Genomic DNA, 23,791 nt, shown 5'->3' with positions numbered 1-23,791 from the left:
CAGCGATAGAGGGGGCACATCGCTCCCGATGAAGTAGCGGGACGGCTGGTCGCAGGTGGCCGGCGTGCGGTTTCCCGACAGCAATCATCAGCGTGACACGCGAAATCTCTGCGGAGGTTCTTGTCGCGCTCCTGCGAATGCAGGAGCCCTGACTTTCACGTCCTGTCAGGCGTCGTTCTGCATTGCCCTAGGCTCCTGCGCTCGCAGGAGCACACGCTCGGGTGGACCTGTTTCCCGGACTTTTGCAGAGGCCCCTGATCAGCGAGAATATCCTCGTCCATGGCGAGGCGTGGCCAAACTAGCCTGCTCGTCCCGGGTCAGACCCGGGACGACCAAGACGGTCCTTACCAGTCGCGTGAGTAGCGGAGCTGGACGTTCGATCCGCCGAACGATCCCGCCTGCGACAACAGGCTGATCGACTTGGTCAGCGCGATCGTCAGCTGGGTGGCGGTGAAGCCGCGGGCGTCGGTGACGATCTCAATATAGATATCGTTCGTCAGATACTTACCTGCCGCCAAGGCAGAACCGCGGCCACTCGCCTCGTCCGCGCCCAAGATGCGCAGCCGGTCGAACCCGGTCGCCGAGCGCAACTTGCCGAGCGGGTTGAGCCCGCCGCCCGACCCGCGCAGCGAGTTGAGCGCGGAGGCGAGTTGCAGCGCCTCGGTCGCCGACAGATTCTCCGGGTTGGTGCCGAAGAGCAGGCGGCTGAGCACCTCGTCCTGCGGCAGCGACGGGGTGGAGGTGAAGGCGATCTGCGGACGCTGCCCGGTGCCGGTAATGTTGATGTTGAACGTCACGCCATCGTTGCTGGTGGTCGCGAGGATGTTGATGTCCGGATCGGTGAGCGCCGCGCCGCCGCGGAAGCGTACCTGCCCGCGCGACACGTCGAAGCGCTTGCCCGCGAACGAATAGGTGCCGCGCACCAGATCGAGCCCGCCGCCGACCGTCGGCGCCGCACTGGTGCCGCCGATCCGCAGGTCCATCGACCATTCGCTTTCCAGCCCCATGCCGGAGACGAACAACTGGTTGTCGGCGTGGACGCGCAGGTCGAGCTTGAATAGCCCCACCGCCGGCGCCGCCGGGCGATCGGTCGAACGCGCCGGCCGCACCGCATCGCTCTTGCGGCGGATGCCGGTCAGTTCGGGCACCTCGGCAGAACCTTGCCGGATGATCTCGTAGCGCGCGTTGGGCACGAGGATGTCGCCCGAGATCAACCCGCCATTCGCATTGTTCTGGATGCGGATGTCGCCGGTCGCGGTCGCCCCAAGCGCGTCGGACTTCGCCAGCCGCGCATTGCGCAGCGCCACCCGCACGTCGAGCGGGAAGCCCTGCGCCGCCGCGAGGCTGACATTGCCCTGCGCCTGCACGGTGCCGTCGCCGGCCTTCGCCTGAAGCTGCGACAGCTCAAGCCGGTCGTTGTTGAAGCGCGCGCCGATCCGCATGTTGGTCAGGCGCGTGCCATAGGTCTCGTTCGTGTAGGTCAGATTGTCGGCACGGATCAGGCCGTTGATGCGCGGCGCGCCGACCGTTCCGCCGAAGTCCGCCGCGATCGCGATCGGCCCCGACAATTGCTGCTCGGCGAGCCCGGCGAGGCTGAACAGCACGCCCGACGGCCCGTTGTAGCGGATCCCGCCCGACAGCGGCCCCTGCATCAGCCGGGTCGTCCAGCTGCCGCTGCCGCTCGGCGTCAGCGTCGCGACCATGCGTCCGACCGGGGTGCCGCCGCGCTTGATGAGCGCACGCCCCTCACCCGCCGCGCTGGTCAGTCGGCCCTGGAAGACGACGTCGACCGGTTCGGACACCGAGGTCAGGCTGGAGCGGGTGAAGTTGGCGATGTTGATGCGCGCATCGGCGCGCGGGAACGCCTGTCCGGCCTCCTGCACATAGTCGACGCTGCCGGTTGCCTGGCCGCCGAGCCCGAGATTGGGGACGAGCGCGTTGAGCAAGGCGAGGTCGAGCCGGTCGAGCCGCATCTGCGCCGAGGTCGCGCCGCCGCCGAACTTGCCGGCCAGCCGCATCGAGCCCTTGTCGAAGTCGAGCCGTGCCGGATCGAGGCGGTAACCCTTGCCGTCAGGAACGATGCGGGCCGGGGAAGCGGTGCGGAAGTTGACGCCATTGGCCGCACCTTGCAGCGCGACCAGATATTGCGAGGGCGACAGCTGCGCATTGGCGGCGAGGCGGAACGGTACGCTGTTCGACCCCGTCAGCAGCGCCTCCGCGGTGCCCGAGCCATTGGCATAGTTCACGCGCACGCGCCCGGCCTCGATCACCGTCGCGCCATAGCGCATGTCGGCGATCTGCGCGTCGGCACGGACCTGCGGCTTGTCGTAGAGCACGATATCGGCGTTGATGAGCGCGCGCCCGATCGTGAAATCGACCGCGCCCGGGATCTTCGCCGCCAAGGCGCGCGCGTTGACGCTGGCGCGCTGATACTTGCCCTCGGCGCCCAGCGTCGCGAGGCCGTTCAGCCCCTGACCGTTGAAGCGCACCTGACCGGCGAACGGGCCGGCGGCGGTCTGGACGACACGGCCCGCGAACTGGACGCCCGCGAACAGCACGCGCCGGATGTCGACCGCAAGCTGCTTGCCCGGCGTCACCAGCACGTCGGCGGTGAACGGCCCGTAATTGGTGCCGCCGGTCGCATTGACCTGATACGACCCGCCGCGTCCGACGACGCGCGCGTCGAGATTGGCGAGCCCGATCCCGACTCCCGGCCGCGGCGCACGCAGCCGCACGACCGGTGCGGTCGCCGAGCCGGTGACGCGCGCGAACAACGGGCCGTATTGCGTCGAATAGGCGTCGGCATCCACCAGCAGCGCGCCGCTCGCCGGATCGAACCGCCCCTGCCCGCGCGTGATGCGGAATTGTGGCGCGTTCATCTTCAGGCTCTGGAAGGTGACGACACCCTCGGGCGAATAGCCGAAGCGCGTGCTGAGCACGGCATTGCCGCCGAGGAAGTTGCGGGCGCCCTCGTTGAACAATTGCTTGGTCTGCACCGCGACGCGGCCGGTGATCCCGAACCCGCCACGCGCGCCGGGGACCAATTTGGCATCGGTCTGGATGTTGAGGATGCCGACGCTGTCGACGCGGAAGTTGTTGACGCGTCCCTGCAAGCCGCCGGTGTAGCGGCCGGTCGCCATATTGGCGGCGATGATCGCGGTCGCGTCGATCGTATCAGAGCGGATGCGCAGATTGTCCGACAGGATGTTCGGCATCTGGATCGCCAGATCGCCGTCAATCCGCGCATTGGTGGTCAGCCCGCCGAGCGCCGGGTTGAGCCCCGCGATCCGCTTGGCACGGGCATGGACCGGCACGAGGATGCGGTCGCTGTTCACGCGCGCCAGCCCCTCGGCATAGAGGTTCTCGACGCTCATCTCGCCGAAGCCGAGCGAGGTGGCGCGGACCTTATAGTCCACCGTCGGCGTCGCGAACGCGCCGTTCAGCACGACGCGCGCCAGCACGTCGCGCCCGCGGACGTTCGGTGCGATCGCACCGGGGGTCAGCAATTTGGCATCGACCGCGAAATTGCCGAAGCGGCTGTTCTTGAGGTCGAGCATCCCGCCCGCATCGACCGCCAATGCGTTCGACGTCAGCTTGATGCGCGTGCCCGCGCTGCGCTCGCCGAGCGTGACGTCGGCGGCGACCTGCAAGGCCGGAGCGGTCAGCCGCTCGACCGGACCTTCTAAATAGAGGCCGGGGCGCGTCGGCCCGCGCACTTCGAAATGGCCGTTGCGCGCGGTCAGCGCGAGGTCGGCGAGCTGCCCGCCGCCGAGTGTGGCGAGCGCGCGGCCCTGCCACGACGCCCAGCTGCCGCGGCCAGTGACCGTCGCGATCAAGGGCGCCTTCAGCCCACCGAGCTGCGCGACCATGCCGCCTGCCGGGGCGGTGAGGCGCACGTCGACGTCGAGCTTATTGTCGTCGGGCACCGCGTCGATCTTCACGCGCGCGACGTCGCCGCCTGCCACGCCGGGCGCACGCAGCGCGACCGCATTGACCTGCAATTGTGCGCGGCGGTCGGCGATATGCGCCTGCCCGTCGAAGCGCGCGATGTGCCGCGCGCCCGACACCGCCGGCTCCATGACGAATCGGGCGACCTGCAAGCGGTTGATGTCGATATCGAGATCGGGAAGCAGTGGCGCGTTCGGGTCCGTCGGCTCGGTCGAGGGCTTCAACTCGGGGTTGCGCCGCAAGGTGATGAGCTGGCTCGACACCGACCGCACGTCGACATGGTTGTTGGCGAAGGCGAACGGACGCCAGTCGACATCGAGCCGTGGCGAGGTGAGGAACACGCCCTTCGGATCGCTGACGCGCACGTCGCTGAGCCGCATCTTGCCATAGAGCGAGCCGTCGACGCGCCCGACCTTGATGTTGAGCCCCGAGGCGGTGGTGTAGCCGCCGATCTGGTCCGCAACGAAACGCCGGCCGGGGTCGGTGTTGATCCCCAGCACGATCGCCACGATCAGCAGCAGCAGCGCGAGGATCGCGATGCCGATCCACTTCAGGATGCGCAGCCAGAGCGGCCGACGCTCCACCACGGTCGTGCCCTCGCCCGGCGCCAGCGTGTCGTCAGTCATCAGAACGCCTGCCCGATCGAAATGTAGAGCGCGACCTTGGCATCGCCGGGTCGCGGATTGAGCGGCGTCGCCACGTCGACGCGCATCGGGCCGAAATTGGTGTAGAAGCGCCCACCGATACCCGCGCCGAAGCGCAGGTCACTGCCGTTCGGCAGGGTGCTCTCATAGGTGTTTCCGCCGTCGATGAACGGCACGATCCCGAAGTTGCCGAAGCGATAGCGCGCCTCGATCGAGAATTCGTTGAGGCTGCGCCCGCCGATCGGACGCAGGTCCTTGACCTCGTCGCGGTCCTTGTCGCCCGGCACCAGCGAGCTTTCGGGTTCGAGCGGCCCAAGCCGCTGGAAGCCATAGCCGCGCACCGATCCGCCGCCGCCGCCGTAATAGCGCCGCGATGGCGCGATGTCGTCGCGGGCGATGCCGAAGATGCTGCCCGCGCGGACGCGGCCGGCGATCACAAGGCTGTCGGAGACGGGATAGTAAGCGGTCGCCTCGACAAGGCTGCGTCCGTAGGGCCGCACCGAGCCCTGCACCGACGTTTCGGGGCTGAGGCTCAGCTTCAGGCGATAGCCGCGCGTCGGGTTGAGCAGATTGTCCGACGTGTCGAACTGCACCTGCCCCGGTAGCGCGAGCACGCCGTAGGTGCGGCGGACGCGATCGTTCTCGGCGAAGTCGAAGACGCTTTCGTTCGTCGCGACCAGTTCGAACCCATAGGCGTAGGTGAACTTCTTCTGCCAGATCGGCGTCGAATCGTAGGAGATCCGACCCGACAGCGTGCCGGTGAACGCCTCGAACGCGTCGTAATTGGCGCGCAGCGCGCTCGCGACCACTGTCACGGTGCGGTCGCGCTTGCCGGCGTTCTGGCGGCGGAAGGTCGCCGACAAGCCCTGTTGCTGCGTGCCCGCGATCGCACCGAGGATCAGCGCGCCCTCGGGCGGGAAGCGGTTCCGGTTGGTGAACGTGCCCTCGACCGTGACGCCCTGCCCGGTCTGGAAACCTGCGCCGCCCGACAGGCTCTTGGCAGGACCCCGGCTCTGGCGGACCATCAAGTCGACCTGCTCGGTGCCGTCGGGCAGGACCGTGCCGGTGCGCACCGGCTCGACCCCGACGCCGTTGAACAGCCCGGTCGCGACCAGCGCCTCGCGCAGATCGTCGGCCTTGCGATTGTCGTAAAGCTCGCCCTGATCGAAGCGCGGGAAGACGTTCAGATGCTTGAGGTCGAAGACCGGCTCGCCCTCGGTGCGCAGCACGCCGAACGACGAGCGCGGCCCAGTGTCGACCGGCAGCGTATAGTCGCCGCGCGCGGTCTGCTCGTCGAGCAGGATGTCGCGCTCGCCGACCTTGACGAACGGATAGCCCTGTTGCGGCAGCTTGAGGCTGACGTTCGCCTCCGCGCCCTGCACACGCAGCGCCTCGATCGGGTCGCCGGTGCGCAGCGGCAGTTCGCGGCGGACCAGCTCGGGCGGGGTCGTCGCGTTCGCCTGCACGGTGATCGTGCCGAGCTTGTATTGCTGCCCCGGTGTCGCGCTGACGATCGCCTTGATCTTCTGGTCGCCGCCGGGGACGGTCTCGATCGTCGAGATCGCGGTCGCGTCATAATAGCCGAGCGACTTCATCAGCCGTACCGCGAGTTGCTCGTCCTCGCGCCCGCGTGCCGCGACCTGCGTGGCATTGTCGGCCTTGCCCTTGCCTTCGCGCAGCGCGGACAGCGAGTTGAACTCGTCGGTCAGCCCAAGTGGATCGAGCCCGCGCACCTCGCTGGCGTAACGGATGTCGGGCGCGTCGTCGCCCTTGACGTCGGCGACCGAGCGCAGTGGCTCGGTGTTGAACGTTGACAGCGGTTCGAGCGGCTGGGCGAGCGCGGGGTCGACGGGTGGCGGTGGCGGCAGGGTGCCGGGGGTGATCGGTTGCTGCGCGGCGGCATCGACGGTGGGCGTCGTAGCGGGGGCCGTGGTGTCGGCGGGCATCGGCTCCAGCGGCGCATTGATGTCGCCCGACAGCGGGGGCAGCGCCTTGTCGAACTCGGCATCGGGGACGATCGGGGCATCACCCTGCGGATCGGCGGCGGGCGGCGTGTCACGCGGCGCGTCGGGACCCTGCGCCGGGGCGGTGCCCGGCGTCTGGATCTGGGCCTGCGCCTGCCCGGCGATCAACGCGAACCCGGCGGTGGCCAGGAGCAGGCGGGAGTGACGAACCGAAAAAACCAAGAACAACGCCCCTTTGAGCGGGAGAGTCCGGCAATCCGGTTCTTATCTCCCGTCCCACGGCAACGATCCACCGGCGAAACGGTTGCGCACTTTACGTCGGGGCGAGGCTCTAACTCAGCTTGTCACCCTGGACTCGTTCCGGCGTCTAGTGTCCCGCAGGAGCAAAGGCTTGCGGATACGTGGCGCTGTGGATGCCGGACACGTCCGGTATGACGATGGGAGCTTGCTCGACACCGCTGGCGCGCGTCTCGCCAACCGCCTAGGACCGGCAGCAACGAACGCTGGGAGAGCGCATGAATTTCGATCTGGACGACGATCACCGCATGATCGCCGAGCTGGTGCGGCGCTTCGTCGATGACGAACTGGTGCCGCTGGAGAACGGCCTGCTGGAGCGCGATGCCACCGGGCACGGGCTGGAATTGACCGCCGACGAGCGCGGCAATGTCGATCGCGTCTCGCGCGAACTGGGCTTGTGGGGGCTGGATGCGCCGGCCGACGTCGGCGGGACCGACCTGCCCGCGGTGGCGATGGTCGCGGTCAACGAGGCGCTGGGACGGACGATCGTGCCGTGGACGCTGCCGCCCGACAGCCCGAACCTGCGAATGCTCGCCGCGACCGTCGACGATCGCCAGCGCGAGGCGTACCTCGCCCCGTATGTGCGCGGCGAGACGATCTCGGCGATCGGCATTTCGGAGCCGGGCGCCGGCTCCGATCCGGCGGGCATGAAGACCACCGCCGTGCGCGACGGCGACGATTGGGTGCTCAACGGGCGCAAGATCTGGATCACCAAGGCCGATCGCGCCGACTTCACGATCGTCATCGCCGTCACCGACAAGGAAAAGCGCCAGCGTGGCGGGATGAGCGCGTTCCTGGTCGATCGCGACGCGCCGGGCTTCTCGGTGGTGCGCCCGATCCCGATGATCGGCGGCGAGACCACCTATGAGGTCGCGCTCGACGATTGCCGCGTACCGGGGTGGAAGTTGCTCGGGACCGAGGGGCAAGGCTTCGCGCCGATGCAGCTTCGCCTCAACACGCGCCGTGCCGAGATGGCGGCGAATGCGATCGGGATGGCCGCGCGTGCGCTCGACATGCTGATCGATTATGCGCCGCAGCGCACGACGTTCGGCAAGCCGCTGAGCGAGCGGCAAACGGTGCAGAACTGGGTCGCCGATGCCGCGATCCGCATCCATGCCGCACGATTGATGGCCTATGATTGCGCGTGGAAGATCGATCAGGGCCGCGACGCGCGGACCGAGGTGTCGATGCTCAAGAGCTTCGCGCTGGAGATGGCGTGGGAGGTGCTCGACCATGTCATGCAGGCGTTCGGCGCGATGGGTATGACCCGCGAGTTGCCGCTGGCGCAGATGGCGGCGCGCATCCGCCTGATGCGGATCTACGACGGCCCGACCGAGATCCACAATTGGGTCGTGGCCCGCAACCTTCTGGGAACCCGCGCATGAAACAGCATCTGTCCGTCACCCGCGAGGGGCATGTCGCGACCGTCGTGATCGACCGCCCGCCGCACAACCACGTCAACGCCGCGCTGATCCATGCGCTGGCCGATGTGCTCGACGAGCTGGACGCCGACGCCGAGGTGCGCGCGGTGGTGCTGGCGACCGAGGGGCGCGTGTTCTGCGGCGGGGCCGACCTGACCGGCGACAAGCCCCTGGTCGACGAGCAGGGCGAGAGCGAGACCCCCGCGCTCTATCGTGGCGCCTACCGGCTGTTCTCGGCGAAGAAGCCGATCGTCGCTGCGGTCCAGGGTGCGGCGGTCGGGGCCGGGCTCGGGCTCGCACTGGTCGCCGACTTCCGCGTCGCCGCACCCGAGGCGAAGTTCTCGGCGAATTTCGTGACGCTCGGCTTCCATGCCGGTTTCGGGATCAGCCTGACCTTGCCGCGCGTGATCGGCGAGCAGCACGCCAGCCTGATGCTGCTGACCGGGCGGCGGGTGAAGGCCGACGAGGCGCTGCGCTTCGGGTTGGTCGACCAGATCGCCGCCGACTCGCGCACCGCCGCGCAGGCGCTGGCCGCCGAAATCGCCGCCAATGCGCCGCTCGCGGTCGAGGCGACCCGCGCGACGCTGCGCACCGGGCTGGCCGAAGCGGTGCGCGAGCGGACCGAGCATGAGCGCGCCGAGCAGGATCGTTTGATGCAAACCGATGATTTCAAGGAGGGTTTGCGCGCGGTGGCCGAGCGGCGACCGGGACAATTCCGCCGCGGCTGATGAATAAATGTTCGCCGGTGCGAAACATTTGCGACAAATAGCGCTTAGCCCATCGGCAACCCCGCGGTCGGACAAGGCATAAAGTGACAGAACGTTTGATGGTACGGCGGATGCGCGCCGCGGCCGGGCTGGCGAGCCTTGCGGCGGCAATTGCCTTGTCCGCCTGCGGCGGTGGCAGCGACAGCGGACAGGCGAAGGGCAAAGGCGGCGCAGGCGGCCCCGGCGGCGGACCAACGACGGTCGGCTATGTCGTGGTGCAACCGACCGCGGTGCCGACGATCAGCGAACTGCCCGGCCGTACCGTCGCCTACGAAAGCTCGCAGGTCCGCCCGCAGATCACCGGCGTGATCCAGAAGCGCTTCTTCACCGAGGGCGCGCTGGTGAAGCGCGGGCAGCCGCTCTACCAGATCGACCCCTCGCTCTACCGCGCTGCCGCCAATCAGGCGCAGGCCAATGTCGCCAATGCGCAGGCGACCTTCAGCGCCGCCAAGATCCGCGCCGATCGCTACAAGCCGCTCGCCGAGATGGAGGCGATCAGCGCACAGGACTACACCGACGCGGTCGCGCAGCAGCGGCAGGCGTCGGCGCAGATCGGCGTGAACAGCGCGCAGCTCGACAGTGCGCGCGTCAACCTGCGATTCACCACCGTTCCCGCCCCGATCACCGGGCGGATCGGGCGGTCGCTGTTTACGGTCGGCGCCCTGGTCAGCGCGACGCAGGCCGATCCGCTGGCAACGATCCAGCAGCTCGATCCGATCTTCGTCGATATCCAGCAATCGAGCACCAACCTGCTCGCGCTGCGCCGCGCGCTGGCCGGGGGCGGCGCCGCCCCGACGCGTGCCGAGGTGACGCTGAAGCTGGAGGACGGCAGCGACTACGGGATCAAGGGGACGGTCGAATTCGCCGAAGTCGTCGTCGACCCGAGCACCGGGACGGTGACGCTGCGCGCGCGGTTCGCGAACCCGCAGGGCCTGCTGCTGCCGGGCATGTTCGTCCGCGCCGAGTTCGCGCAGTCGATCCTGAACAACGCCTTCCTCGTGCCGCAACCCGCGATCAGCCGCGATGCCAAGGGCAATGCGACGCTGTTCGTCGTCGGTGCGAACGGCAAGGCAGAACAGCGCAACATCAAGGCCGATCGCACGCAGGGCGCCTATTGGGTGGTCACCGACGGGCTGAAGCCCGGCGAGAAGATCATCACGCAGGGCCTCGCCAACCTGCGTCCCGGCGCACAGATCCGCGCGGTGCCCGCCAATGCGCCGCAACCGGTGAAGGCGCCTTCCCTGAGGAAATGAAGAAACAATCCGGTGGCGGTCAAGGCAAGGCGGGCTAAGCCGGCATGTCCCGCATCTTTATCGACCGCCCCATCTTCGCATGGGTGCTGGCCATCATCGTCATGCTGGCCGGGGTCGGCGCGATCCTGTCGCTGCCGATCGCGCAATATCCCGACGTCGCGCCGCCACAGGTCTCGATCCGCGCCACCTTCCCCGGCGCGAACGCACAGACGATCCAGAACAGCGTCACGCAGGTCATCGAGCAGCAACTGACCGGCATCGACGGACTGCTGTATTTCCAGTCGAGTTCGTCCAGCCGCGGGTCGGTGACGATCACCGCCACGTTCGACAAGGGCACCGATCCCGACATCGCGCAGGTGCAGGTCCAGAACCAGGTCCAGCAATCGCTGAGCCGCCTGCCGCAGCAGGTCCAGCAACAGGGTTTGGTGGTCCGCAAGTCGAACCCCGACTTCCTGTTGATCGTCGGCGTCTATGACACCACCGACAAGCTGACCAATCAGGACGTCTCGGACTATCTGGTCAGCAACCTGCAGGACCCGCTCGGCCGTACCAAGGGCGTCGGCGACACCAACGTGTTCGGCTCGCAATATGCGATGCGCATCTGGCTCGATCCCGCCAAGCTCAACAGCTACCAGTTGATGCCGGGCGACGTCATCACCGCGATTCAGAACCAGAATACCGAAGTCGCGGCGGGCGAGATCGGCGGGCAGCCGAGCCCCGCGACGCAGATGCTCAACGCGGTCGTCACCGCGCAATCGCGGCTCCAGACCCCCGACCAGTTCGCCAAGATCATCCTGAAGACCGAGCAGGACGGCGGCACGGTCCGCCTCGCCGATATCGGCCGGATCGAACTGGGCGCGGAAAGCTACAATGCGTTCAGCCGCGTCAACCGCCACCCCGGTGCGGGCATCGCCGTGCTGCTGGCGCCCGGTGCCGACGCGCTCAAGACCGCCGAACTGGTCAAGGCGCAGGTGGAGCAGGCGTCGAAGGCGTTCCCGGCCGGGCTTACCTATGCCTTCGCCAACGACACGACCGACTTCATCAAGCTGTCGATCGAGGAAGTGGTCAAGACGCTGATCGAGGCGATCATCCTCGTCGTCATCGTCATGTTCGTGTTCCTGCAAAGCTGGCGCGCGACCCTGGTGCCGGCGATCGCGGTGCCGGTGGTGCTGCTGGGCACGTTCGCGGTCTTCTATGTCGCGGGCTTCTCGATCAACACGCTGACCCTGTTCGGGCTGGTGCTCGCAATCGGCCTGCTGGTCGATGACGCGATCGTCGTCGTCGAAAACGTCGAGCGACTGCTGGAGGAAAACCCCGGCATGACCCCGCGCGAAGCGACGATCGAGTCGATGAAGGAGATTACGGTCGCCCTGGTCGCGATCGCGCTGGTGCTGTCGGCGGTGTTCATGCCGATGGCGTTCTTCGGCGGGTCCACCGGTGTGATCTATCGGCAGTTCTCGCTGACGATCGTCTCGGCGATGGTGCTGTCGGTGCTGGTCGCCGTCATCCTGTCGCCCGCGCTGACCGCGACCTTGCTCAAGCAGACGCACGACCAGCACGGCGACCCGATCGAGGAAAGCTGGATCGGCCGCAAGTTCCCGCGCGTCGCGCACGGGCTTGAGCGCGCCCGCGATGGCTTCAACAACACCTTCGATCGCGGAGTGGCGCGCTACGTCGCGGGCGTGCGCCGCGTGATCGACCGCAAGGCGTTGTTCCTGCTGATCTATCTGCTGACGGTCGCTTTGCTGGCGGTGCTGTTCCTGCGGATGCCGACCGGCTTCCTGCCCACCGAGGATCAGGGATCGGCGCTGGTGCAATTCCAGCTGCCCGCCGGCGCCACCCGTTCGCGTACCGAGGATGTGCAGCACAAGGTCGAGGATTATCTCGCCACCAGCGAAGGCAAGAACGTCCGCGCGATGTTCACGGTCAGCGGCGGTGGCGGCGGCGGTGCGAGCGGCCAGAACACCGGCCAGGGCTTCGTCAACCTCGCGCCGTGGGACGATCGCAAGGGCAAGGAGAATACCGCCGATGCGATCGTCGCGCGCGCCTCGGCGGCGTTCCGCGGCCTGCGCGATGCGCGCGTGTTCGCGCTGGTGCCACCGGCGGTGCGCGGTCTGGGCCAGTCGAACGGCTTCACGATGGAATTGCAGAATTCCGGCGGGCTGACGCAGGAGCAATTCGGCGCGGCCAAGGACAAGTTGCTCGCCGCCGCCAACGCCGATCCTGTGCTCGCGTCGGTGCGGCTGACCGAATTGCCCGATACGCCGACGCTGAAGATCGACATCGACCAGCAGAAGCTCGCCGCGCTCGGTCTGACGCAGGCCGATGTCAACACCACGCTGTCGACCGCCTGGGGTGGCCGCTACGTCAACGACTTTGTCGACCGCGGACGCGTCAAGCGTGTCTTCGTGCAGGGCGATGCGCCGTATCGCGCCGCGCCGACCGACCTCAATCAATGGTTCGTGCGCGGATCGAACGGGCAGATGGTGCCGTTCGCGGCTTTCTCGCAGATCGGCTGGAGCCAGGCGCCGGTGACGCTGTCGCGCTTCAACGGCATTCCGTCCTACGAATTCCAGGGTGCGGCGGCCGAGGGCAAGAGCTCGGGCGACGCGATGGCGCGGATCGAGGAACTGGCGGGGCAAGTGCCGGGCACCAGCGTGTCCTGGGCGGGTCTGTCGTTCCAGGAGCGGCTGTCGTCAGGTCAGGCGCCGTTGCTGTACGGGCTGTCGATCCTCGTCGTCTTCCTATGCCTCGCCGCGCTGTACGAAAGCTGGTCGATCCCGTTCGCGGTGCTGCTCGTGATCCCGCTCGGGCTGATCGGTGCGATCCTGTTCACGACGCTGCGTGGGCTGGTCAACGACGTCTATCTGCAGATCGGATTGCTGACGACGATGGGGCTCGCGGCGAAGAACGCGATCCTGATGATCGAATTTGCCGAGCAGGAGGAGAAAAAGGGCAAGCGCGTGATCGACGCCGCGCTGGATGCCGCACGGATCCGTCTGCGCCCGATCCTGATGACCAGTCTCGCCTTCATCTTCGGCGTGCTGCCGCTGGCGATCTCGACCGGCGCGGGCGCGAACAGCCGGATCGCGATCGGCACGTCGGTGATCGGCGGAATGATCACCGCAACGGTGCTGGCGATCTTCTACATCCCATTGTTCTTCGTGCTGGTGCGGCGTGGCTTCCGCGATGGTTGGAAGGGGCTGCGACGCGGTGCCGATCCCAGCCCCGATGCCGGCCCGGACGACGACGGTCCGCACGACCGTGGTGGCCACGCGGCACCCGACGCGCCCAAGCAATTGCCGCGCCCGATCGACAAGCCCGCGCTGCCCGCGCCGGAAGGGGCATGATGACTCGCCTGATCGCCGCGCTTTGCGCCTCCGCCGCGCTCGCGGGCTGCTCGCTCGCACCCACCTATGTCCGCCCCACCCCGCCGGTGCCGACGTCATGGCCGGTCGGTGACGCCTATCTGCGCCAGAGCGAGGCGGCGCTGCCCAGCGTCACCTATCGCGATGTCTTCCGCGACGTGCGGTTGCAGGCGCTGATCGATCAGGCGCTGGTCAACAACCGCGACTTGCGGATCGCGGTCGCCAATATCGAGGCGACCCGCGCGCAATATCGCATCCAGCGCGCCGACCTGTTCCCACAGCTCAACGCGACGGGTGCCTATAGCTATCGCCAGAGCAGCCGGTCCGGGGTGAACACCGGGATCAACACCGGCGGGACCGGCGCGGGCACGGGCGGCACAGGGACGGGTGGCACGGGAACCGGCGGGACCGGAACCGGGGGCACCGGCACTGGCGGTACGGGTACGGGCACCGGCACCGGCGGGACGACGATCGTCTCCGGATCGAACAGCACCTTCCAGGCGCAGCTCGGCGTCACCGCGTTCGAGATCGACCTGTTCGGGCGGGTCCGTTCGCTGACCGGTGCGGCGCTGTCGCGCTACTTCGCGCAGGAGGCGGCGGCACGCGCGACGCGGCTGACGCTGATCGGCGATATCGCGAGCGCGTGGCTCAGCTATGCCGCCGACAAGAGCCTGCTGACCGTCGCCGAGCAGACCGCGGTCGCGGCGCGCGCCAGCGTGCGGTTGACCGATGCGCGGCGCCAGGGCGGCGTGTCGCCCCGCACCGACGTGCGCCAGGCCGAACAGATCCTCGCGACCGCCGAGGCCGATCTCGCCGAGCAGCGCACGTTGCTGGCGCAGGACGTCAACGCGCTGCAACTGCTGGTCGGCGCGCCGATCGACGCGGCGCAGCTACCGGCGGGGATCGAGCAGGCCGCGCAGACGATCGGCGAACTGCCCGCCGGGATCGATTCGGGCGTGCTGCTCCGCCGTCCCGATGTGGTACAGGCGGAATATTCGCTGCGCGCCTTCAATGCCGAGATCGGTGCGGCGCGCGCTGCGCTATTCCCGCGGATTTCGCTGACCGGGCTGGTCGGCTTTGCGAGCACCGCGCTGCGTACCTTGTTCTCAGGCGATGCGTTCAACTGGTCGGTGGCGCCCAACGCCAGCTACCCGATCTTCCGCGCCGGCGCGGGACGCGCGAACGTCGATTACAGCGTGGCGCAGCGCGACGCGGCACTCGCCAGTTACGAGCAGACGATCCAGAGCGCCTTGCGTGAAGTGTCCGACGCGCTGGCGCGACGTGGGACGATCACCGAACAACTCGCCGCCAATCAGCGTTTCTACACCGCGGCGGTCGACACGCTGAACCTGACCAACGCGCGCTATCGCGGCGGGATCGACACGTATCTGACATCGCTCGATGCGCAGCGGCAATTGTATTCGGCGCAACGGACGCTGGTGGCGACGCAATTGGTGCGCGCGACCAATCTGGTCACCTTGTACCGCACGCTCGGCGGGGACTCGCTGCTGGACGTGACCGATCAGGGACCGCGACCGGTGGGTCAGCCGGTCGGACCAACTACACCTTAGGTCGTCATTGCGAGCGTAGCGACGCAATCCGGGGCGTCCTGATCCGGCCCTGGAATGCTTCGCTTCGCTCGCCTTAACGTATTAGCCGTTCGATTCATTCCCGCCGCCGGGCGACACCGCCGCGCGACCGAATTGCATGATGAGCTGCCCGATCTCGCGCGCCTGCTCCATCGAGCGTTGGCCCTGGTTGCGCAGGAAATCGCTCTGGATCTGCATCACCTGCGACAGGTCCTTGGCTTGCGCGGCGGCGCGCATCGCGGCGAAGGCTTCCTGCGTGTTGGTCTCGACCTGATCGAGGATCTTGGTGCTGATCGTCTGGCCGCTCTCCATCATATGCTGGCCCGAACTGCGGAGCCGGTCGGTCGCCTGCTGCGCCGCATCGGCGGCCGCGCGGCCCATGTCGTTGCGTTGATCGGTCATCGTCGCTCTCCCTCTCGATGGCGTAAAGCTGCACGTTTCGGCTGAACCCGGCAAGCCGGCGGTTGGTTGCCTTCCGGATCGAACACCGGGCTGGTGGCGAAGCGTGCGGAAAGGTATGGAACGGCATCATCGGAGCTGAAGAATGTCGTTCGCCTTGTCCCTGCTGCTCGCGTCAGCGCCATTTTCCGCGCAGGACCTGCCCGCGCCGGAGCCATCCTGCACCGCCGTGCGCCCGGCGATGCCGATCGGGCTGGAAAGCTGGAGCACGCGGGTCGCGCTGGAGGCTGGCGCCGCGACGCGCAGCGCGCCGGTGATCGAGGTCGGTCGCGCCGCCGAGCTGCGGCTGGTCCCGCTCGATCGCCTCGCCCCCGCCGCCCCGCCGACGCGCGAGCTGGGCACCGGGACCAACGCGGGAATGGCGCTGTTCCAGATACTTCGCCCCGGCACGTACCGGATCGCGCTCGGCGCTCCGGCGTGGATCGAGGTGGTACGCGGCGGACGCGCCCTTCCGTCGGCCGCGCATAGCCACGGGCCGGCGTGTACCGGCATCCGCAAGATCGTCGACTATCGACTCGCGCCGGGTCGGTACGTGCTGCAACTCACTGGTGCGGCGGCAAATACGCTGCCGGTGCTGATCGCGCCTGCACAAAGGGGCGCGGCATGATCGCGGCGCTGATCGCGCTGGCACTGGCCGCGCCGCAGGTCGCGCCCACCACGCCCGTTTCCCCCGTAACACCGCCGACCACCCCCGCCCCCACGACGCTCACGCGTGTCGTGCTGACCACCGAGGCCGGACCGATCGTGATCGGCGTCGACGCCAAGGCCGCACCGATCACCGCCGCCAATTTCCTGAAATATGTCGACGGCAAGAAGCTGGACGGCGTCTCCTTCTATCGCGCATTGAAGGTTGCGGACGGCTACGGGCTCGTGCAGTTCGGCACCCGCAACGAGGCCAAGCGCACGCTGCCGCCGATCAAGTTCGAGCCTACCACGCAGACCGGCCTCAGCCACACCGACGGCACGATCTCGATGGCGATGGGCGCGCCGAATACCGCGGCCGGCGATTTCTTCGTCGTGGTCGGCGACCTGACCTCGATGGACGCCAAGGACGGCCAGCCCGGCTTCGCGGCGTTCGGACGCGTGCTTGAGGGGATGGACGTGATCCGCAAGATCCTGCTCGCCCCCACCTCGCCGACGCTGGGTGAGGGGGCGATGAAGGGGCAAATGCTCGCCCCCACGATCCGCATTACGAGCGCGCGCCGCGCCCCTGACGCTTCCGCAGGCATGACGGATCGGTTACAGCGGTGACCAAAGGAGTCCGTCATGACCAGCACGCTCGCCACCCGAACCGACTGGACCGCGATCGGCGCCGCCGAACTGGCGGACGTCATCGCGCTGCGCCGGGCGATCCACGCCGAGCCCGAGGTCGGGCTGCACTGCCCGCTGACGACCGCCAAGGCCAAGGCGGCGCTCGCCGGGCTGCCGCTGGAGATCCACGACAGCACCAGCACCACCGGCTTCGTCGCGATCCTGCGCGGCGGCCGCAGCGGCGGCGCGGGATCGAACGGGCGCACGGTGCTGCTGCGCGGCGACATGGATGCGCTGCCGATGAGCGAGGAGACCGGGCTGCCGTTCGCCTCGACGGTTCCGGGCAAGATGCACGCCTGCGGGCATGACGCGCATACCGCGATGCTGGTCGGCGCGGCCAAGGCACTGAGCGCGCGGCGCGACGAGCTGTCGGGAACGATCGTCTTCATGTTCCAGCCCGGCGAGGAAGGCCATCATGGCGCGCGGCATATGATCGCCGACGGGCTGCTCGACGTCGCACGGCCCGAGGCGGCGTTCGCGTTGCACATCCTCCCCAACGCGCCCGCCGGCATGTTCGTCGGGCGCGAGGGCGCGATGCTCGCCTCGACCGACACGGTGCTCGCGACGGTCCGCGGCCGCGGCGGCCATGCCGCGATGCCCCACGAGGCGATCGACCCGATTCCGGTCGCCTGCGCGATCGTCACCGCGCTGCAACAGCATGTCGCGCGCCGTGTGCCGGTCGCCGATCCCGCGGTGCTGACGATGACGCAGATCCACGCCGGTTCTTCGCACAACATCATCCCCGAAGAGGTCAAGCTGATGGGGACGCTGCGCACCCTGTCGGAGCCGACCCGCACCGCGATGCGCGAGGCGTTCCACCAGATCGCACAGGGGATCGCCGCCGCGCACAGCTGCGTCGCGGAGACGACGATCGACGAGGGCTATCCGGTGACGGTCAACGACGCGCGCGCGACGCGGCTGCTGCGCGAGCTTTCGTCGGAGATACCGGGCGGTGCGGGCTGGACCGCGATGCCGGCGCCGATGATGGGCGGCGAGGACTTCAGCTACGTGTTGCGCGAGGTGCCGGGCGCGATGGCGTTCGTCGGGGTCGCCGCGCCGGGCAGCGACTGGCGCACCAACCCGCCGCTCCACAACACGCGGATGACGATCGAGGAGGATGTGCTCGCCACCGGGGTGGCGATGCACTGCGCGGTGGCGGAGCGCTTCCTGGAGCGCGGGCTGGACTGACCCGAATGTCTGCGATGACGATGCTGCGCGAAGCGACGGGCGCGGCGCACGAGGCAGTCGATGCGGCGTTCGGGGCGCATGATCTTGCGTCCGCAGAGGCGTATCGTCGCTTTCTGCTGGCGCATGGCCGCGCATTGCCGGCGGCGGAGCGGGTGATGGCGACGTTGCCGTTCGCGCGGACGCTGCCGGTACGCGCACCATTGCTCGCGGCGGATCTCGCCGACCTGGGAGTCGCGTCGCCCGCTCCCCTGCCCTTCACGCCCGGCGATGATGACGCGACTTTATGGGGCGTGCTCTATGTCGTGGAGGGCTCGCGGCTGGGCGGCGCGATGCTTGCGCGACAGGTGCCGCCCGCGATGCCCGGACGTTACCTTGGCGCGGTGCATACGTCCGGCCAGTGGCGCTCGATCCGGGCGGCGCTCGACGAAGCGGCGGCGGGCGAGGACGCCCACTGGACGGCACGAATGATCGCGGGAGCGCTGGCGACCTTCGCGCTCTACGCCGAGGCGGCGGAAGTGGACTGACCAAGCCCGCCTGATCCGTAATTGCGAGCGCAGCGAAGCAATCCAGGGCCGGATCAGGACGCCCTGGATTGCTTCGCTACGCTCGCAATGACGACCGCCCTATGTGGGCCGTCGTCCCTATCGTCCAAGCTCAAGCCGCCTCGATCGGTGCGGTCAGGACTGCGCGCAGACCCGGGTCATTGCTGAGATAATCCATCTGGCCGTCGATCCGCTGAATCACCGCGCGCATCATGCGGCTGCCGAACCCCTCGCCATCACCCTGCTTGCCGACGCCCTGATCGGCGACGATCAACCGCAGGCGATTGCGATATTGCTCCAGCGTGATCTCGATCGGCCCGCCCGACTGCTTCGGATAGGCATATTTCGTCGCGTTGATGACCAGCTCGGCGGCGACCAGCCCGATATTGACCGCGCGGTCGGTCGGGATCAGCACCGGCGCGATCGACAGCATCATGTGCCGCGACCATTCGTCCCCCAGCGACGCCTTTAGATCCTCGAGCAGCTCGCCGAGATAGCGGCTGAGATCGATCGTCTTGATCTGGTCTTCGCGGTACAAGCGGCGGTGGACCAGCGCGACCGCCGACAGCCGCGAGCGCGCCTCGCGCAACTGGTCCGCGACGATCCCCGGCCCGGCGTCGCGCGCCTGGATGGCGAGGAACGACGAGACGAGTTGCAGGCTGTTCTGCACGCGGTGGTCGACCTCGCGCATCAGCAGGTCTTTCTGCGTCAGCAGCGCGTCCTTCTCGGCGCCGGTCCGCTCCAGCTCCTGGTTCAGCCGTCGCAGCTCGTTCGAGGCACGCGCCTCGCGCAGAAGGCGGCGTAGCCGGTTCGCGCCCTCGATCTGCTCGAGCGTCCAGCGTCGCGCGCGTCCGCGGACGGTTTCGTGCCACGATTCGAACGAGGCGCGCGGGTGCAGCGTCGCGGCGGGATCGTGCGGGATCGCCTTGTGCGGATTACCCGCCCATTCGATCTCCTCGATCTGCTCGACGCGCAGCCACATTAACGTGTGCCGGTCGTCGACGCGCAACGCCAGCACGCCCGCGATCGTGCCGAACGCACCGGCATCGGGCCAGTCGACCGCCAGCTCACGGGTCGAAAATACCGGCCCGTCCTCCCGCAGCGACGCCCAACGCAGCAGGTCCATGACGTCGATATCCGCCGGTGCGACGCCCGAGACGGTGACATTCTGGTCGCGGATCAGCACCAGCCCGTCGGCGTCGAGCATCCGGCGCAGCTCGTCGCCACGCTCACCGAGCACACGGAACGGATCACCCTCCTGCAGCAGCGGGCGCAGCGCGTCCTCCTCGCTACGGAGTGCAAGACGAACGCGATACGCCTCCGCCTCTTCCTTGGCGAGGATCTGACGCGCCAGCGCGCTGGCCATCGCTGCTGCGGCGGCGCGGACGCTGCGTGGCATCAGCCGCGGGGTCATGTTGTGGCAGGCGACCAAGCCCCACAGCAACCCGTCCTTGACGATCGAGATCGACGCCGACGCCTGCACCCCCATGTTGCGGAGATATTCCACATGCACGGGTGACACGCTGCGGATCGCGACGTCGCTGAGATCGACCTGCTCGAACCCCGCCGGGCGCAGGGGCGCGGGGACGTAAGCGATATCGGGAATGACACGGGTGCGATTGCGGACGTACAAGGCGCGCGCCTGCCGAGGGATGTCGCTGGCGGGAAAATGATGGTTGAGGAACGATCGCAGCGCGGGATCGCGATCCTCGGCGATCACGCTGCCCGCCTCGTCGTCGAGGAAGCGATAGATCATGACGCGGTCGAAACCGGTCAGCGTGCGGAACGCCACCGCCGCCCGATCGGCCAGCATCCGCAACGTGCCCGCCCGCTCGAACCCGGCGGTGATCGCGTCGAGCCAGCCCAGCGTGGCCGCGACCGAGCCCGGATCGGCCTCGGTCGGCTCCAGTTCCGCGATCAACCATGGGCCGGCGCGGTGTAACGCCACGTCATGCCCGGCGACGGGGGTGCCCAGCACGGTGCCGCCCGGTCCCGGGGCCGCGTCCGTCAGCGCGGCGATATCCTGATGCAACAGCTCCGAAAGGTTCGCGCCGAGCCAGTCTGCGCTCAGGACCTGCTCGATCGCCCCGGCGCCCGCCGCGACCTGAAGCGTTCGCGGATCGGCAATAAGCATGATTCCATGCGGTTGAACCGAGCCGGGAAGGTGAATGGGCTCGCGATCGCAAGGCGTGAGGGCACTAACCGCCGAAAGAAGCGCGTCATTCGACGCAGTTTGCGGATCCATCCAATGCCACTATGGCAAGGTCGCGGCGACTGGCAACCGTTCTTACGCAGATCAAACGATTAAACCGCCGGTGCTCGTTTGCGACAGAAGCGTCGGCCTTAACCACCTGTTTGCCATGCGCGTGCCAAGGGAGATGCCTGATGTCCGATTCTTCGCCCCGCGAACCGCGCAGCAGCGTCATCCTCTATGCGCGCATCGCCCACCGCGATCGCGCCGCGGAGGCTCGCGTGCGCAATCTCTCCGCGACCGGCGCGTGCATCGACAATCCCGGCGAACTGACCAAGGGCGACCATGTCGAGGTGACGATGGGATCGCTGATCGATCTCCCTGCCGAAGTGATGTGGACATCGACGAATCACACGGGGCTGCACTTCATCAAAGGCGCGATCGATCTGGCAGAGGCGCGCAAGCCGCGCGATCGTGGCGCGACTGCGGCAAAGGCGAGTGCCGGGTGGATCGACAACCTCCACCACGCCTATCGCCGCCGCGACGCCTGATCTCGTTCGTTCGGGCTCCAGCCCCTACCGGTGGCTTGTTGCGCCGCCCGCGCGACGATAGGCCGGCGACATGACCCGCCTGACCGTCAACAACGAGGCCGTCGAATACCGGATGGCGCCCGACACTCCGCTGTTGTGGGCCCTACGCGACGCATCCAATCTGACCGGCACGAAATACGGCTGCGGTACGGGAAGTTGCGGCGCGTGCACCGTCGACATCGACGGCCATGCGGTGCGATCGTGCCAGGTGCCGCTGCGGCAGGTGGAGGGCACGTTCGTCACCACGATCGAGGGATTGTCGCGCGAGCGCGCGCATCCCGTCCAGCTCGCGCTGATCGCCGCGAACGTGCCGCAATGCGGTTATTGCATACCCGGCATCACGATGGCCGCCGCGGCGCTGCTCAAGCGCGATCCGATGCCCTCCGACGACGCGATCCGCGCGGGTATCACCAACATTTGTCGGTGCGGCATCTATCCGCGGTTGGTGGAGGCGATCCAGCGCGCCGGTCGCGCGATCCGCGGCGACGAACGCCTGCCCGCCGCCCCGCGGCCGGGGATCGAACCTGCCGAGGCGGCACGGCGCGTACCGGCGCTCGATCCGGGAAAATAGGCGTGCGCCGGTCGGGGCTGAGGGTCTGTACTCAATCGCAACAAGGATCGTGATCGCCTCTGGAAGGCCGCCCACGAGGAGCGACGCGCGGTCGGGTAGCTGCGCTACCCGCAAGCAAGCGACGATGCTGGGTGGCCTTCCAGAGGCGACCGCGAAGCGGCGGGCGGCTTTTGGCGCCATGCGGCGTCGCGCGTCGGTCACGATGCGAGAGCATCGCTCCCTCCTTGCTCCTAGCCTGGCGTCAAAATCCGCTCCGTCACGACCTTGTTGCGATTGAGTACAGACCCTAGGTGGTCCGGCCGTCGCGCCCATAGACGTCATCGCGGAACGCGACGGCCTGCGCGCCACTGCCGATCACGGTCAGATAGGTGAGATAGACCGGCGTCGGCGCGGTGAGCGCCACCGCCTGCTCCGGTTTCTTGCCGGGACTGAGCGGTTTGCCCATCAACCAGCGCGCCAGCCGCGGTGCATCCTCCAGCCGGATGCATCCGTTGCTGAAGTGACGATCGTCCTTCGTCAGCAGCGCGCGATTGGGCGTGTCGTGCAGGTAGATCCCCTCATCGTTGGGGAACAGGAATTTGACCTTGCCCATCGAGTTCGCCGGCCCCGGCAGCTCGCGGAGCCGCAGCTCGCGCTTGCCGGCCGCCACCGCCGGCCAGTCGATCGCGCTGGCCGGGATCGGGCGGGCGGCCGCGGTCCAGTCGCTCAACGCTTCCATGTTGAGCGACGCCAGCGTGCGCCCGCCGAGGACCTTGGTGGCGATGTTCTTGCGCACCAGATAGTCGGGGACGTTCCAATAGGGGTTGAGGATCGCCCATTGCAGCGTGCCGGCGAGCATCGGCGTCTGCGTCTCGCGCGTGCCGACGACGACGCGCATCGTGCCCTTGGTCGTGCCCGCTTCGTAGAACCACAACCGCCCGGACGAGGCATCGACCTCGACATGCCGCGTCCACGGTCCCGGCAGGAGGCGCGCGCGATCGAGGTTCAGGCGCAACCGCAGCAGCGCGGCGGGCGTGATCCCGCCGCTACGCGCGCGTCGCGACACCTCCCGCAACTCGACATAGCGAGGGCTCATCCAGCCCATGTCCTTGACATAGCCAGCGAAGGATTTGGGGAAGGTCGCCGCACGCAGCACCGCCTCCGGCTTGGGCCGCTTCGGCTTGAGTGCGGGATCGGCCCATTTCATACCGACCTCGCGCGGCTTGCGCTGATCGCGAACGAACTGGACGAACGTGTCCGACAAGGCGAGGTCCGCCGCCGCCACCCGCGCCGGATCGCCGCCGCGCGCTGCATCGAGCCGTTCGCGCAGCTTGCCGATATCGTAGGACGACGGTTTGAGATTATCGAGATCGGCATCGGCGAGGTAACCGATCAGCGTGTCCGCCGCCGGGCCGATGCGTCCGCCGCTTGCCCATAAGGGCGCGTAATTGCGCTGTGCATAGACGCGCGCCATCCAGCCGCCGGCCGCTGCGCGGACCGCGCCTGCGACCGCGCGGTCGCGCGCCGTATCGGCAGCGGATTTGGAGAGCTTCGCTTTCGGCTTCTGCGCGCCGGTCTTTGCCGTCTTCGGCTTCGTGACCTTGCCGGCGGCGGCCTTCGCTTTCGTCGAACGCGGCGCAGCCGCCGACGCCGAGGTCATCGACGCGGCGACGGCCAGCACGATCGCGAGCCCGGCCAGGGAAGAGCGG

At 68.2% G+C, this 23,791-nt stretch carries 16 protein-coding genes; 11 read left to right on the top strand and 5 right to left on the bottom strand.

Annotated elements, in window-relative coordinates; all coding sequences use genetic code 11:
* Positions 1–344: 344 nt before the first annotated feature.
* A complete protein-coding gene (locus QP166_RS03495; RefSeq protein WP_333914650.1) occupies positions 345–4,574 on the bottom strand; it encodes a translocation/assembly module TamB domain-containing protein in 4,230 nt (1,409 codons plus the stop codon).
* Entirely contained in the window at positions 4,574–6,778 is a 2,205-nt protein-coding gene (locus QP166_RS03490) for an autotransporter assembly complex protein TamA (RefSeq protein ID WP_333914649.1), read from the bottom strand. Before QP166_RS03490 ends, QP166_RS03495 begins: the two co-directional genes overlap by 1 nt.
* 293 nt (positions 6,779–7,071) lie before the next feature.
* Between QP166_RS03490 and QP166_RS03485 the strand changes: the two genes are divergently transcribed.
* The 5 genes from QP166_RS03485 (at position 7,072) to QP166_RS03465 (ending at position 15,233) form a co-directional block, all read left to right on the top strand.
* Positions 7,072–8,238: an acyl-CoA dehydrogenase family protein gene (locus QP166_RS03485; protein WP_333914648.1), complete on the top strand. Its 1,167-nt coding sequence runs from the start codon at positions 7,072–7,074 to the stop codon at positions 8,236–8,238.
* The gene (locus tag QP166_RS03480) at positions 8,235–9,002 is read left to right on the top strand and encodes an enoyl-CoA hydratase/isomerase family protein (RefSeq protein ID WP_333914647.1); all 768 of its coding nucleotides are present in this window, start codon (positions 8,235–8,237) and stop codon (positions 9,000–9,002) included. The genes QP166_RS03485 and QP166_RS03480 overlap by 4 nt, the downstream gene beginning before the upstream one ends.
* A gap of 110 nt (positions 9,003–9,112) precedes the next feature.
* A complete protein-coding gene (locus QP166_RS03475) occupies positions 9,113–10,294 on the top strand; it encodes an efflux RND transporter periplasmic adaptor subunit (RefSeq protein ID WP_443027239.1) in 1,182 nt (393 codons plus the stop codon).
* Positions 10,295–10,338: 44 nt separating this feature from the next.
* Positions 10,339–13,644 (top strand): efflux RND transporter permease subunit, encoded by a 3,306-nt coding sequence (locus QP166_RS03470; protein WP_333914646.1) that lies wholly within the window; start codon positions 10,339–10,341, stop codon positions 13,642–13,644.
* Positions 13,644–15,233, top strand: a complete 1,590-nt coding sequence (locus tag QP166_RS03465; protein ID WP_333917247.1) for an efflux transporter outer membrane subunit — start codon at positions 13,644–13,646, stop codon at positions 15,231–15,233. Before QP166_RS03470 ends, QP166_RS03465 begins: the two co-directional genes overlap by 1 nt.
* Positions 15,234–15,314: 81 nt before the next feature.
* Here the strand turns inward: QP166_RS03465 and QP166_RS03460 are convergent, their stop codons facing one another.
* Positions 15,315–15,653: a phasin family protein gene (locus QP166_RS03460; RefSeq protein WP_333914645.1), complete on the bottom strand. Its 339-nt coding sequence runs from the start codon at positions 15,651–15,653 to the stop codon at positions 15,315–15,317.
* A gap of 142 nt (positions 15,654–15,795) precedes the next feature.
* Here QP166_RS03460 and QP166_RS03455 point away from each other — a divergent pair, with 142 nt between their 5' ends.
* From QP166_RS03455 to QP166_RS03440, 4 genes are read left to right on the top strand one after another with little or no spacing between them, the layout of a single operon-like run.
* Positions 15,796–16,317: a hypothetical protein gene (locus QP166_RS03455; RefSeq protein ID WP_333914644.1), complete on the top strand. Its 522-nt coding sequence runs from the start codon at positions 15,796–15,798 to the stop codon at positions 16,315–16,317.
* Positions 16,314–16,961 (top strand): peptidylprolyl isomerase, encoded by a 648-nt coding sequence (locus tag QP166_RS03450; RefSeq protein ID WP_333914643.1) that lies wholly within the window; start codon positions 16,314–16,316, stop codon positions 16,959–16,961. The genes QP166_RS03455 and QP166_RS03450 overlap by 4 nt, the downstream gene beginning before the upstream one ends.
* Before the next feature lie 15 nt (positions 16,962–16,976).
* Positions 16,977–18,209: a M20 metallopeptidase family protein gene (locus QP166_RS03445; RefSeq protein ID WP_333914642.1), complete on the top strand. Its 1,233-nt coding sequence runs from the start codon at positions 16,977–16,979 to the stop codon at positions 18,207–18,209.
* Positions 18,210–18,214: 5 nt separating this feature from the next.
* On the top strand, positions 18,215–18,733 hold the full coding sequence (locus QP166_RS03440; protein WP_333914641.1) for a biliverdin-producing heme oxygenase: 519 nt from the start codon (positions 18,215–18,217) through the stop codon (positions 18,731–18,733).
* 130 nt (positions 18,734–18,863) lie between these two features.
* Here the strand turns inward: QP166_RS03440 and QP166_RS03435 are convergent, their stop codons facing one another.
* A complete protein-coding gene (locus QP166_RS03435) occupies positions 18,864–20,996 on the bottom strand; it encodes a histidine kinase dimerization/phosphoacceptor domain -containing protein (RefSeq protein WP_333914640.1) in 2,133 nt (710 codons plus the stop codon).
* A 140-nt stretch (positions 20,997–21,136) separates the two neighbouring features.
* On the opposite strand from QP166_RS03435, the gene QP166_RS03430 reads away from it, so the two are divergent.
* Positions 21,137–21,493, top strand: coding sequence for a PilZ domain-containing protein (locus QP166_RS03430; protein WP_333914639.1), 357 nt, complete (start codon positions 21,137–21,139; stop codon positions 21,491–21,493).
* Positions 21,494–21,563: 70 nt separating this feature from the next.
* Complete coding sequence (locus tag QP166_RS03425; protein ID WP_333914638.1) at positions 21,564–22,103, top strand: (2Fe-2S)-binding protein; 540 nt, start codon at positions 21,564–21,566, stop codon at positions 22,101–22,103.
* Positions 22,104–22,389: 286 nt separating this feature from the next.
* Here the strand turns inward: QP166_RS03425 and QP166_RS03420 are convergent, their stop codons facing one another.
* On the bottom strand, positions 22,390–23,763 hold the full coding sequence (locus QP166_RS03420; RefSeq protein ID WP_333914637.1) for a L,D-transpeptidase family protein: 1,374 nt from the start codon (positions 23,761–23,763) through the stop codon (positions 22,390–22,392).
* Between the last annotated feature and the right edge of the window lie 28 nt (positions 23,764–23,791).

Origin of the sequence: Sphingomonas sp. LR60, from assembly GCF_036855935.1 — a bacterium.
GTDB lineage: Bacteria > Pseudomonadota > Alphaproteobacteria > Sphingomonadales > Sphingomonadaceae > Sphingomonas.
This window is presented reverse-complemented; position numbering and strand designations above follow the sequence as displayed.

Excerpts from the sequence above, each read along its gene's own strand:
- QP166_RS03495 (WP_333914650.1), bottom strand. The coding sequence starts at position 4,574 with ATGACTGACGACACGCTGGCGCCGGGCGAGGGCACGACCGTGGTGGAG.
- QP166_RS03485 (WP_333914648.1), top strand. The coding sequence starts at position 7,072 with ATGAATTTCGATCTGGACGACGATCACCGCATGATCGCCGAGCTGGTG.
- QP166_RS03480 (WP_333914647.1), top strand. The coding sequence starts at position 8,235 with ATGAAACAGCATCTGTCCGTCACCCGCGAGGGGCATGTCGCGACCGTC.
- QP166_RS03475 (WP_443027239.1), top strand. The coding sequence starts at position 9,113 with ATGCGCGCCGCGGCCGGGCTGGCGAGCCTTGCGGCGGCAATTGCCTTG.
- QP166_RS03470 (WP_333914646.1), top strand. The coding sequence starts at position 10,339 with ATGTCCCGCATCTTTATCGACCGCCCCATCTTCGCATGGGTGCTGGCC.
- QP166_RS03465 (WP_333917247.1), top strand. The coding sequence starts at position 13,644 with ATGACTCGCCTGATCGCCGCGCTTTGCGCCTCCGCCGCGCTCGCGGGC.
- QP166_RS03460 (WP_333914645.1), bottom strand. The coding sequence starts at position 15,653 with ATGACCGATCAACGCAACGACATGGGCCGCGCGGCCGCCGATGCGGCG.
- QP166_RS03455 (WP_333914644.1), top strand. The coding sequence starts at position 15,796 with ATGTCGTTCGCCTTGTCCCTGCTGCTCGCGTCAGCGCCATTTTCCGCG.
- QP166_RS03450 (WP_333914643.1), top strand. The coding sequence starts at position 16,314 with ATGATCGCGGCGCTGATCGCGCTGGCACTGGCCGCGCCGCAGGTCGCG.
- QP166_RS03445 (WP_333914642.1), top strand. The coding sequence starts at position 16,977 with ATGACCAGCACGCTCGCCACCCGAACCGACTGGACCGCGATCGGCGCC.
- QP166_RS03440 (WP_333914641.1), top strand. The coding sequence starts at position 18,215 with ATGTCTGCGATGACGATGCTGCGCGAAGCGACGGGCGCGGCGCACGAG.
- QP166_RS03435 (WP_333914640.1), bottom strand. The coding sequence starts at position 20,996 with ATGGATCCGCAAACTGCGTCGAATGACGCGCTTCTTTCGGCGGTTAGT.
- QP166_RS03430 (WP_333914639.1), top strand. The coding sequence starts at position 21,137 with ATGTCCGATTCTTCGCCCCGCGAACCGCGCAGCAGCGTCATCCTCTAT.
- QP166_RS03425 (WP_333914638.1), top strand. The coding sequence starts at position 21,564 with ATGACCCGCCTGACCGTCAACAACGAGGCCGTCGAATACCGGATGGCG.